This window comes from Micromonospora lupini str. Lupac 08 (assembly GCF_000297395.2).
Taxonomy (GTDB): Bacteria; Actinomycetota; Actinomycetes; order Mycobacteriales; family Micromonosporaceae; genus Micromonospora; species Micromonospora lupini.
Window position 1 is genome coordinate 6,995,844 of sequence record NZ_HF570108.1, and the last position, 11,823, is coordinate 7,007,666.

At 68.7% G+C, this 11,823-nt stretch carries 9 protein-coding genes and 1 tRNA gene; 7 read left to right on the forward strand and 3 right to left on the reverse strand.

The window, feature by feature from the left end:
- Positions 1–2 precede the first annotated feature (2 nt).
- On the reverse strand, positions 3–323 hold the full coding sequence (locus MILUP08_RS33145) for a WhiB family transcriptional regulator (protein WP_007466209.1): 321 nt from the start codon (positions 321–323) through the stop codon (positions 3–5).
- A gap of 405 nt (positions 324–728) precedes the next feature.
- On the opposite strand from MILUP08_RS33145, the gene MILUP08_RS33150 reads away from it, so the two are divergent.
- Positions 729–3,167: a penicillin-binding protein gene (locus MILUP08_RS33150; protein WP_007466211.1), complete on the forward strand. Its 2,439-nt coding sequence runs from the start codon at positions 729–731 to the stop codon at positions 3,165–3,167.
- A gap of 115 nt (positions 3,168–3,282) precedes the next feature.
- Here the strand turns inward: MILUP08_RS33150 and MILUP08_RS33155 are convergent, their stop codons facing one another.
- Entirely contained in the window at positions 3,283–3,738 is a 456-nt protein-coding gene (locus tag MILUP08_RS33155) for a GatB/YqeY domain-containing protein (RefSeq protein ID WP_007466213.1), read from the reverse strand.
- A 25-nt stretch (positions 3,739–3,763) separates the two neighbouring features.
- Between MILUP08_RS33155 and MILUP08_RS33160 the strand changes: the two genes are divergently transcribed.
- The 5 genes from MILUP08_RS33160 (at position 3,764) to MILUP08_RS33180 (ending at position 9,816) form a co-directional block, all read left to right on the forward strand.
- The gene (locus MILUP08_RS33160; protein WP_007466215.1) at positions 3,764–4,657 is read left to right on the forward strand and encodes a metallophosphoesterase; all 894 of its coding nucleotides are present in this window, start codon (positions 3,764–3,766) and stop codon (positions 4,655–4,657) included.
- Between the two features lie 80 nt (positions 4,658–4,737).
- A tRNA-Pro gene (locus tag MILUP08_RS33165) sits at positions 4,738–4,814 on the forward strand.
- 171 nt (positions 4,815–4,985) lie between these two features.
- Positions 4,986–5,507, forward strand: a complete 522-nt coding sequence (locus tag MILUP08_RS33170; protein WP_475029439.1) for an SUKH-4 family immunity protein — start codon at positions 4,986–4,988, stop codon at positions 5,505–5,507.
- 194 nt (positions 5,508–5,701) lie between these two features.
- Entirely contained in the window at positions 5,702–7,624 is a 1,923-nt protein-coding gene (locus tag MILUP08_RS33175; RefSeq protein ID WP_007466219.1) for a hypothetical protein, read from the forward strand.
- A gap of 275 nt (positions 7,625–7,899) precedes the next feature.
- Positions 7,900–9,816: a DNRLRE domain-containing protein gene (locus MILUP08_RS33180; protein ID WP_007466221.1), complete on the forward strand. Its 1,917-nt coding sequence runs from the start codon at positions 7,900–7,902 to the stop codon at positions 9,814–9,816.
- 47 nt (positions 9,817–9,863) lie between these two features.
- On the opposite strand, the gene MILUP08_RS33185 is transcribed toward MILUP08_RS33180, so the two are convergent.
- Positions 9,864–10,337, reverse strand: coding sequence for a hypothetical protein (locus MILUP08_RS33185; RefSeq protein WP_007466223.1), 474 nt, complete (start codon positions 10,335–10,337; stop codon positions 9,864–9,866).
- A 129-nt stretch (positions 10,338–10,466) separates the two neighbouring features.
- Between MILUP08_RS33185 and MILUP08_RS33190 the strand changes: the two genes are divergently transcribed.
- Positions 10,467–11,750 (forward strand): MFS transporter, encoded by a 1,284-nt coding sequence (locus MILUP08_RS33190; protein WP_039909132.1) that lies wholly within the window; start codon positions 10,467–10,469, stop codon positions 11,748–11,750.
- Positions 11,751–11,823: the final 73 nt, after the last annotated feature.

The following is an 11,823-nucleotide window of genomic DNA, read 5'->3' on the forward strand; positions in this document are numbered from 1 at the left end:
CGTCAGGTGGCCGCGCTGACGAGGATCTTGTCCTTGCCAGCCTTGTCCTTGCTGTTCTTCTTCATCGCTGCCTCGAACATCTTGCGCCAGCTCGTCACCTGGGGGTGACGACGCAGCAACGCCCGGCGTTCGCGTTCGGTCATACCGCCCCACACACCGAACTCGATCCGGTTGTCCAGCGCGTCGGCCAGGCACTCGTACCGAACTGGGCAGCTCCGGCAGATCCGCTTCGCCACGTTCTGTTCGGCGCCCTGTACGAACAACGCGTCCGGGTCCCCGTTCTGACACGCCGCCAGCGACGGCCAGTCAGTGATCATGCCCATGTGTACTCGTCCCCCCTTGCAGTACCTACCGACCTCGTTGCACGGCAGCCGGCAATTTCCCCCCGATCGCCCGGCCCGCCTTCCCCAAGGCGGCGCGGACGACATGTGGCGCTGTCGCCGCCATCATCATGCTCTGTAGTCGACTGATTACGCAACGTTGTCGGCGAAATCCATCATTCCGGACACTCCCGGCTTCCCGGGCTCTCGACCGCCGGTTACCCCGCCGAGGTCGGCGAAAACGCTGCGGGGCCTCCGCCGAACGGTGAAGACTCACGCCGGGTCACACGCAACCTCGTACCGGGGGTCATGCGTTTAGCACAACGAGGGCAGCGCGCGCAGGAAATGGGGAAAGAACTCCCAGGCGCCCCTCGTTCCCTACTCGCGTACCATGCCGAGGTGACCTGGATGCGGAAACGTGACCACAATGTGCTGACCAACGCCGCATCGCTGCTCATATGTGGCCTGTTGGCCGGCGTGGTGGTCGCTGCGGCGGCCTTCCCCGCGGTGGCGATGTCCGGCTTGGCCGCGAAGGCCGGCGCAGAGACATTTGGCAACCTGCCGACGGAGCTGACGGTGGCCCGCGCGCCACAGATCAGCTACCTGCTGGCGTCGGACGGCAAGACGCCGCTGGCGACGATGTACGACGAGAACCGCCGCGACGTGAAGCTCGCGGACATCTCGCCCTACATGATCAAGGCCATCATCGCGGCCGAGGACCACGACTTCTACAAGCACAACGGCGTCGACATCAACGGCGTCGCCCGTGCGTTCGTCAACAACCAGAGCGAGGGCTCCGGCCGGCAGGGCGCCTCGACGCTGACCATGCAGTACGTCCGGCTGGCCATCGCCTACTCGGCCACGCACCCGGCCGACGTGGTCGCGGCGACCGAGGACACCAGCGCCCGCAAGCTCCGCGAGATGCGGCTGGCCCTGCAGGTCGACAAGGAGTTCTCCAAGGACGAGATCCTGACCCGCTACCTCAACCTCGCCTCGTTCGGCAACGGCGCGTACGGCATCTACGCCGCCAGCCAGGTCTACTTCGGTAAGCCGCCGAGCAAGCTGAAGATCGAGGAAGCCGCGCTGCTGGCCGGCATGGTGAAGGCCCCGACGACCAACGACCCGACCACCAAGAGCGGCTACCCGCTCGCGTTGGACCGGCGCAACTACGTCATCCAGAACATGGTCGACACCAAGGCCATCACCCAGCAGGAGGCCGACGCCGCCAAGGCGGTCAAGCTGAAGCCGCAGGACAAGCGCACCCCGAACGGCTGCGTCGCCACGAACGTCAACGAGTGGGGCTTCTTCTGCGACTACTTCTACCGCTGGTGGATGCAGCAGGAGACGTTCGGCTCGACCTCGTACGACCGTGAGCGCCGGCTGAAGAGCGGCGGCTACACCGTAGTGACCTCGATCGACATCCAGGCACAGAAGGGCGCCGACAAGGCAGTCCGTAAGGCCAAGAGCGTGAACAGCAAGGAAGCCGCGATGGTCGCCGTGGTGGAGCCGGGCACCGGCCGGGTGCGGGCCCTCGCCGTCAACAGGCAGTTCAAGCTGGACGACCCGAAGCACCCGACGAACAAGATCTCCAGCGATCCGGCGAAGAGCCGGCGGGGCATCAAGGGCAACTACCCGGCGACTGTCAACCCGCTGCTCACCGGCGGCGACGGCATCGCCGGCTACCAGGCCGGCTCGACCTTCAAGATCTTCACCATCGTCGCCGCGCTGGAGAAGGGCATCCCGCTCAGCTACTCGTTCAACGCGCCGCAGCAGTTCAAGTCGGAATACGTCATCGACAGCAGCAGCCCGGCGGCCTGCCCCGGCACCCACTTCTACTGCCCGACCAACTCCGGTCAGAAGGCCGGTGGCGTACAGAACATGTGGAGCGCCTTCTCCCAGTCGATCAACACCTACTTCGTGCCGCTGCAGCAGCAGGTCGGCGCCGAGAACGTGGTCGACGTCGCCAAGCGGGCCGGCATCCAGTTCCGGGCCAGCAACGACGCCACGTTCGCCGCCACCAAGGACGCGGCCCACCAGTGGGGAGCCTTCACCCTTGGCGTCTCCTCCACCACCCCGCTGGACCTGGCAAACGCGTACGCGACCCTCGCGGCGGACGGCAAGTACTGCGAGCCGATCCCGGTGCAGGAGATCCGCGACCCGGACGGCAAGAAGCTGGACATCGCCAACCCGCGCTGCGAGAAGCGGTTCAGCACCGACGTCGCCCGCGCCGCCGTGGACGCCGCCCGCTGCCCGGTCGGCGACAACTCCAAGACCAGCAAGTGCGGCAGCAGCCGTACCGCCGGTGTGGTGCGGGGCATCGTCGACGCGCCGGTGGCCGGCAAGTCCGGCACCACCGACTCGGAGAAGACCGCCGCCCTGGTCGCGATGACCAAGCAGTACGCGGTGGCCGGCATCATGGCCGACCCGGACTGGCCGCAGACGAACGTCAAGATGAAGCACGCCGAGAAGGACGGCATCAACCCGCCGGTGTACGAGACGCTGCGGGACGCCATGAAGGGCAAGCCGCGGATCAACTTCGAGCCCCCGGGCCAGAAGATCTCCGAGGGTGACCAGCGCAGCATCCCCGACGTGAAGTGCCAGCCGGTGGACACCGCGAAGTCCCGGATCAAGGGCGCGGGCTTCGAGCCGATCGTCTCCGAGACGAAGGTGGCCTCCACCTGCCCGGCGGGCACCGCCGCCGGCACCAGCCCGGACGGGCGCACCATCAAGGGCGGCATCGTCACCATCCAGATCAGCACCGGCGGTGGCGCTCCGGCGGGCACCGGCAAGCCGGCCCCGCCCGGTGGCACGCCCGGTAGACCCGGCAACGGCCGACCGAACGGCTGAGTCGAAGAGCACACAGAACGGGCGGGCACCCACTGCGGGTGCCCGCCCGTTTCGTGTGTCCGGGCCGGCGCTGCCGACTTGTCCCTGAACCGCTGCGGGCGGCAGGGCCGGCGGGTCAGAGGCCGAGCTGTCGGCGTACCTCGGCGGCGACCCGGCCACCCTCGGCCTGGCCGGCAACCGCGGCCTGGGCCGCCTTCATGGCCGGGCCCATCTGGGCCTTGCCGGTGAAGCCGCCCGCGGCGAGCGCCCCCGCGACCAGCTCGGTCAACTCGGCGTCGGAGAGCTGCCTCGGCAGGTAGCGGTCCAGCACCTCACCCTCGGCGGTCTCCTTCGCGGCCTGCTCGGCACGGCCCGCGTCGGCGAAGGCGGTGGCCGCCTCCCGGCGCTTCTTGGCCTCCTTGGTCAACACCGCGAGCACCTCGTCGTCGGTGAGCTCGCGCTTGGCCTTGCCGGCCACCTCGGCGGTGCCGACGGCGGCCAGGGCCATCCGCAGCGTGGAGGTGGTCAACTCGTCGCGCGCCTTGAGGGCGGAACGCATGTCGGCGGTGAGGCGGTCCTTCAGCGTGCTCATGGACGGTCAAACTACCCTGAACGCCATGCGAAAGCGCACACTATTCCGTCTCGCCGCCGGAACCGCCGCGGTCGGCGCGACCACGCTCGCGTACGCGTCGCTCGTCGAGCGCAACATGTTCACCCTGCGGCGGTACGACGTGCCGGTGCTGCCGGCCGATGCGGAGCCGCTGCGCGTGCTGCACCTGTCGGACCTGCACATGATGCCCGACCAGGCGCGCAAGCAGCGCTGGGTGGCGTCGCTGGCCGCCCTCGATCCGGACCTGGTCGTGGTGACCGGCGACAACATGGCGCACCCGGGCGCGGTGCCGGGCGTGCTGCGGGCGCTGCAACCGCTGCTCGACTACCCGGGCGCGTTCGTGTTCGGCTCCAACGACTACACCGGGCCGGTGTTGAAGAACCCGTTCACCTACTTCCTGCCCGACCGGGAGTACACCGAGGGCGTCGACCTGCCCTACGAGGAACTGCGCCAGGTGTTCACCGGCGCCGGCTGGGCGGACCTCAACAACGCCCGGACCACCCTCAAGGCGGGCGGCCGGCAACTCGACCTGGTCGGCGTGGACGACCCCCACATCGACCGGGACGACTACCCGGCGGTGGCCGGCGCGGTCTCGTCCTCCGCCGACCTGTCCATCGCGCTGACGCACTCCCCCGAGCCACGGGTGCTCGACCAGATGGCCGCCGACGGCTTCGGCCTGCTGCTGGCCGGGCACACCCACGGCGGGCAGGTCTGCGTCCCGGGGTACGGGGCGCTGGTGACCAACTGCGGCCTGCCCCGCTCGATGGCGCGCGGGCTGCACCGGTGGCCGGGGTCGGACTCCTGGCTGCACGTCTCCGCCGGCCTCGGCACCCACCCGACCGCGCCGATCCGCTTCGCCTGTCCTCCGGAGGCAAGCATCCTGACCCTCATCCCCCGCTGACCCATGCCCGGCGGGGGTCGGGCGGCGGGGTACCGAGTTTGACCATCGGGGCGGGTGGGCTACTATTTGTCGGCACGCCTCGGGGTGTGGCGCAGCTTGGTAGCGCGCTTCGTTCGGGACGAAGAGGTCGTCGGTTCGAATCCGGCCACCCCGACCAGAGGTAAGAGGGCACATCCGATCCATGGATGTGCCCTCTGGTGCTTTCCGCGCTCGTCTGCGCGTGCTGCGCCCTGTCTTGCCCAGCCGCCACACGATCGGCCAGCAACAAGGGCGTGTGCCGTAGTTCACCAGCCGTCTCGGGGAGCGGCACGCGAGGTCGAACGCGGCCGTGAGATCGACGGGCGCGCCTAGGATGGTCGCCATGTCTGCGCCTGTCGAGGATGTGCCGGGGTGGGAGTCTCTCTCGCCGGAGCTGCGGGAGCGGTTCCGGGCAGCCGACCTGCCTGCCGCGTTGCTCAAACTGGACGACAGCGCCAACTTTCTCCTCGGGCCGGCCCTGACCGAGCAGGACGTGCCGCCGCTGGGCCAGCTTCTGCGGTTCGGGTACGGCACAGGGTTGTTCGAGGGGGAATTCTGCCTGTCCCTCGCCACGGGTGCGGTCCACCTGATCCGCCCGGATCTTCCGCCGAACTTCGTGAACTCGACCCTGGACCAGTTCGGCCAGTCGGCGCGGTTGACGTTGCGGTACGAGCGGGATCTGACCGAGGGTGACGTCGATACGTACACGGACGCGGCCGAGCAGATCCGGGCGGGCATCGCGCGGATCGATCCGGCGGCCGATGAGACCGACACCTATTGGGACAGCCTGTACTACGAGCTGGCCGCCGGGACGTATACCAATTTCGAGTGACATGCCGGAAAAGGCGTCGGGGCCGACCACGTTAATATCGACCGTCTAGGATCGCTTCCGTCCGTGACATTCACCGTCACGTTTGTGGTTGCCCGAATTTGGAGTAGGGCTTCCAGAGCCGATCACTCGCACCGGATGGGAATCCCACGATAGTGGGATTCCGTGTTGTGCGAGCGGAAAGGACGACGGATTTAATGGAGAGAAACACCAGGGCCGCCCGCTGGGGGCGACTGGCGGCGGTCCTGCTCCTGCTCTGCTCGATGGTCGGCCCGCTGCCCGCCGCCCCGGCATTCGCCGGGCCGACCGTCACCGCATTGCCGGCAGTCGATAGTGGTTGCCCGCCGGCCACCGCCGATGGTCAGGTCGTCTACGGATGCAACGAATTGAGCCGCCACCTACAGCGGGCTCGCCTGTGGCTGCAGCAGAACAAGCCACCCGGCACCGACGACAAGCTCTTCAAGAACGCCGGCTCCTCCAACTACGCCATCGCGAGACTGGCCGACGGCAAGTACATCATCGGGTACAGCGACAACCTCAAGCACTCCGAGGAACGCCTTCTCGACCAGATGAACGGCAAGTCCCAGCGGATCACCTTCGATCCGGCCACCGGCCGCGTCTCGTACCAGGCGCCCAGGGCCTCGGGCATCGCCGAGGGGTTCTCCGAGTTGGAACCGTGCGACAACAAGTGCGGCCCGAAACTCAGGAGCGCCGGCGTTCGCGACAAGTTCACCTGGTCCTGGCAGTGGAACGGCCGCGACGGCGACACCAAAGACGACGTCAAGGCAATCCGGGACCAGTCCAACAACTCGAAGACCGGGCACAAGACCCTGGCCCTGAGGCAGTTGAAGGCCAACAACGGCCCGGGCCGGATCGACAACCCGGCGAACGCACAGAGCGGCATCGGCAAAGCGGTCCAGCGTCAGGCCGGCCCTGGTCGGCCCGGTGGTATCGACTTCTCCTCGGTGCAGTTGCGGTACGTGTCCGACGGCACCTCCGGCAACACGTACTCGTTCAAGGCGCCGACCACACCCGGCAAGCCGTCCACCGACGGGACCGGGGCGATCTACGACGCCTACACGGCACTCAACGTGTGGATGACCGTTCAGCCGTCGAAGTTCTGGGTGAACCTCAACCCCGACGAGCCGAACCGGATCATCGATGCTGACCTGGCCCAGACCGACGTCGGCCGTGTGCTGCTGGAGTCCGACCTGACGCTCAAGGAGTCGGGCACCAAACTGATCGATCCCAACTCAGTGGTGGGCAAGCGGTTCTGGGACAGGATGCGGGCCGCCGGCCTCAGCAAGTTCTGCAAGCGGGACTGGATCGTCCCGAAGCAGGCCACGGTCCGCGAATCAGGCTCGGAGCTCTACATCCTGGAAGCGCCGCTCGAGGTGAAGAGCGAGGGCGCCGACTTCCAGATGCCCGGGAGTGAGTTCACGTGCCCGGGTGACTCCAAGGCGGCGACCGACATCTACCGTGCGGTGGTCGTCCCGGAACTCACCCGCCTCGTGAACGAGTCGCCGGAATACACCGACCTACGTCGGGTCTACATCAGCCGGGTCGCCGCCGAGTGGTACCGGAACCGGTTGGCGAAGGCCGGCACGGCCGAGGACTTCGGGATCGACAGCAACGACGTGGACACGCTTGAGTCCGTCGTGCCGTGGGACCCGAAAGCCCTCTACAACAAATACCTGAAGCAGTTGAACAGCGTCATCTACACGACGCCGGACGGATTCGTGGTCACGGCCGGTGGGGTGGACTTCACCCAGCCGGTGAAGGTGGACAAGGTCACCGACACCAACTTCGAGCAGCAGTACCCGGCCCTGCCGGCCGTCGTGCAGAAGTCGCTGGCGGAGGTGACCAGGACGACGGACGCCAAGGACGCCTTCAACGGTGGCGCCGACCTGGTGCCGGCCGTGATCACGCCCCCGGCCAGCCCGTCGCCGGGTGGCACCGCCAACGGTGGTGACCCGGATGGCGGGGGTGGCGGGGGTGGCGGCCTGCCGGTCACCGGTGCCCCGCTCTACGGGATCGTCGGGGCGGGTGTCGTGCTGATCGTGGTCGGTCTCCTGGCGCTGTGGCGCACCCGACGGGTGCGCTGGGTGGCCAGCCGCTGATCGCGACGGTTTCCTGAGGAAGGCCAGGTGGGAGAAGATCCCACCTGGCCTTCCCGCTGTCGACCTGGTGCCGGCTTCGCGCGGGCGGCTGCGCGTGGCGTACCACCGCACCGGGTCGGCACAGGATGCCGAGGGCGTGGCGTAGAAAGATCATCGATCCTTTCGACCAGCTACCAAGCCAGCCGAAAGGCGGTTGCCGCCCCTCACCATCCAGGGTTTGATGCGCCTGATCATCCGTTCAGTAGCCGGATGGCACACGGGGAGGAACTTCCACTGTGATCAGATCCAGGCGGCGCCGCGCTGCCCTCAGCGCCCTCGCGTTGACGATGGGCGTCAGCGGGCTCAGTCTCATTTCCACCACGAGCGCGGCCCTCGCGGCACCGCAGCCCGAGAGAACGCCGACCGTTGCGGTGGGCTGGACCGACTCGGCGACGCCGAAGAAGGCGTACCCGTCGGAAGACGGCACCCCCCTTCCGCTCGGCACCTGGCAGGACGACGCGGGCAAGAGCCACACCTCGCGGGTGTACGTCACCTTCGACCTCTCCGCGTACGAGGGCAAGAAGATCTACTCCGGCAAGGTCTTCGTCGACGAGGACAGCGTCGCCGACTGCGGTAAGCGGGCCGTCGAGATCTGGCGCACGAAGCCGGTGACCACGACGCCCACCTGGAATCGGTCGCCCAGCCCGATCGTCAAGGTCGCCGAGGACCTGACGCCCACGCAACTCTGCCCCCGTTCCATCACCCTCGACGTGAGCGCGGCGGTGCAGGATGCGGTGGCACACCGGCAGCGCAACATCACCTTTGAGATCCGGGTGCCGGAGCAGTTCGAGAGCGACGCCTCCTACGGTCGACGACTCAACGCCTACCGTGGCGTGCGCATGACCACCCAATACAACTCGGTGCCGCAGATCGACAACGCCCACCTCTACAACGGTGGCCTCCCCTGCACCCAACTGGCGCCCTATCCGCGCATCGGCGGGTTCGCCAGCGTGTTGCAGGCGGTCGGCTCTGACGCGGACGGCAACGACGAGTGGGCCGTCCGGACCGAGGTCGCCATCTGGCCGAAGGCCGCGCCGGAAGCCCGGCAGGTGTTCACCGGCGAGCACGGCATCTCCGGCCGGGCCAACACCGTCAACCTGCCCGACGGCTTCCTCACCGACGGCGAGTCGTACGTCTGGCAGGCCCGGGCGACCGACGGCACCGACACCTCGGCGTGGTCGAAGAAGTGCTTCTTCACCCACGACCGCACCGCGCCCGGCGCACCCACCGTCACCTCGGCCAACTACCCGGCGGACGGCACCGGCGAACAGGCGCCGGCGGGTGTTCCCGGGACCTTCACCTTCTCCGGTAACGGCAACAAGGACGTCGTCGGTTTCGAGTACTCCTGGCGCGGTCTGGGCGTCCGCGGCTGCGCGGCCACCGGCGAATACGGTCAACTGGAGTGCCGGAACCCGCTCGACCTGCCGGGAGCGGTCCGGGCGAACACCCCGGGCGGTTCGGCGACCGTGACGATCAATCCGACCGGTTTCGGAACGCAGACCCTTACCGTCCGCTCCATCGATGCCGCCGGCAACGTCTCCGGGACCGTCGAGTACCGCACCTTCCTGCCGTGGACCGCTCCCGAGGTGCGGGAAGAGAACGGTCCGCCGCAGTGGGGGCAGGAAGTGGTGCTGAGGTTCGTTCCGGCTCCCGGTGTCACAGGCGTCCGTGAGTACGAGATCACCCTGGACGGTCGGGCCCCCGAGACGCGGTCCGCGCAGGAGGACGGGACGGCCTACTTCAGCTTCGTCTCCACGAACCCGGACGGGCCCCAACTCACGGTACGCAGCCACAGCGACAACGGATTCGTGTCACCGGAGGCGCACTGGTACGGGTACTACAGCCCCGGCCCCGGGGTGAAGTCCGACGTCTACTACTCGCCCGACGGCTCGGCGGTTGGCGGGGTGGGTGTCGAGGGCACCTTCACCTTCTCCCCGCCGGTGGGTTGGACGGACACCAAGGCCTACCGCTACAGCTTCGACGACGCCGAGCCGACCGAGGTAGCGGCCGACGAGAACGGTCGGGCCACGATCACCTGGACGCCGACGGCCAGCGGGTACGTGACGCTTACCGTCTACGGCGTCCACGCCGACGGCTCGGTCGGATACGACGCCAACTGGTACTCGTTCGAGGTGGCGGCCTCCGCCTCCTGACCTGCCGAAACGAGGGCGGCCACACACGGTGTGGCCGCCCTTGGCCGTCAGTCCTGCCGTTCGGTGCGCTCGATCTCGGTGAACGCGGCGGCCAGGTAGTCGTCAAACGGCACGTTTGTCGTCGCCAACAGGTCGGCCACCAGCAGTGGAGCATGCCGCGCCAGCGCCGACGCGTCCGGCGGGGACTCGTCGCCCTCGGGGTCGTAGACACCGAGCGCGCCGGCCAGGAGAACGAGCACGACGTGCGGGTCCACGTCCGAACGCCATCGCGTCGCGCCCTGCACGCAGCGGGTCAGCACCTGGCGGATGTCGTCGCCGGTCAGCCCATCCGGGTGGCTCTCCTCCAGCAGCAACCGGACCACCCCGCCGAGCACCAGGCCGCAGCGTTCGTCGACCGCCAGACCAACAACCGCCTCGTCGTACGCCTGACCGTCGCGGGCCTGGGCGGCAGTGACGGCCGCCGTGGCGGTCACCGCGATGGCGCGGGCGGTAGCGGGCAGGTGTCGCCAGGTGCCGGTCATCGGGCCAGCATCGCAGACCCGGCGGACCACTGGATCATCGTGGGGTTGGTCACCTGGCGGTCCGGGGCGCAGCGGCATCCCTGCAAAACGGTTCGCCTGTCGTCACACCCACCGCACAGAATGCCGAACATGTTGCGTCGAGCCCTGCCCCGTCGTCCGGAAGCCCGTTGGATCCTCCTCGGCACCCTGCTGTCGGCGATCGGGCGGGGCCTGACCCTGCCGTTCCTCTTCATCTACCTGACCGACGTGCGGGGGCTCACCGACACCCGCGCCGGTCTGGTGATCGGCTGGTACGGCGTCGTCACCCTGGCGCTGTCGCCGCTGGGTGGGACGCTCATCGACCGGTTCGGCGCACGCCGGGTGGTGTTGCCGTGCCTGTTGATCGAGGCGGTGGGCACCGGTTCGCTGTCGCTGGTCCACTCGACCGGCTCGGCCCTGCTCGTGATGACTGTTGTCGCCGTCGGCAGCTCGGCGGTCTGGTCCGGGCAGAACACCATCCTCGCCTCACTTACCGACGACGGTGAGCGGCAACGGGTGTTCGGTCTGAACTTCGCGCTGCTCAACCTCGGCATCGGCATCGGCGGCATGACCTCCGGCGCGATCGTCGACACGGCACGACCCGGGACCTTCCAGACGGTCTACCTGCTGGACGCCATCAGCTACCTGATGCCGGCCCTGATCCTGTTGACCCTGCCCGGCGTCGGCCACCGACTGGGCCACCGCTCAGCCGGCGACGGGTCGTCGAGCGGCGGCTACCTGACCGTGCTCCGGGACCGTCCGTTCCGCCGGCTCGTGATCTTCGGCCTGGTCCTCACCACGTGCGGGTACGCCCAGGTCGAGGTCGGCTTCGCCGCGTACGCCGTGCGGGTGGCCGAGGTGAACCCCCGGGTGGTGGCCTGGGCGCTCGCGGCCAACACGGTGATGATCGTGCTCGCCCAACTGCTGGTGATCCGACGGATCGAGGGGCGCAGCCGCACCGGAGCGCTCGCCGTGGTCGGGGCGGTGTTCGCCGTCGCATGGCTCGTCCTCGGCGTCGCCGGCGTGGTCAGCACCGAGAATGCGCTGGTGGCCGCCCTGTGCGTGGTGGCCTGCTCGGCGATCTTCGGCCTCGGCGAGACGCTGCTGTCGCCGGTGATGCCGGCGCTTACCAACGCGCTGGCCACCGACGAGCTGCGTGGCCGGTACAACGCCATGAGTTCGATGATCTTCGGAATCAGTGGTGTGATCGGTCCGGTGACCGCCGGCCCGCTCCTCGGCGCGGCCAACGGCATGGTCTGGGTCGCGGTGGTGGTAGGCGGCTCCCTGGTGGCCTCGCTCATCGCGCTCTCCCTGCGCCGGCTGCTCAGCGCCGAGCAGGACGGCCTGGCAACCGCCATTCCGGCGCCCCCCACGCCCGCGCCCACGGTCGCCTGACCCCGCACCCCGCGCGGGGCCGGGGCAGCGCGGGCGGGCGGTGGCGGGGACGGGTCGGGCCCCGGAGCGGGTG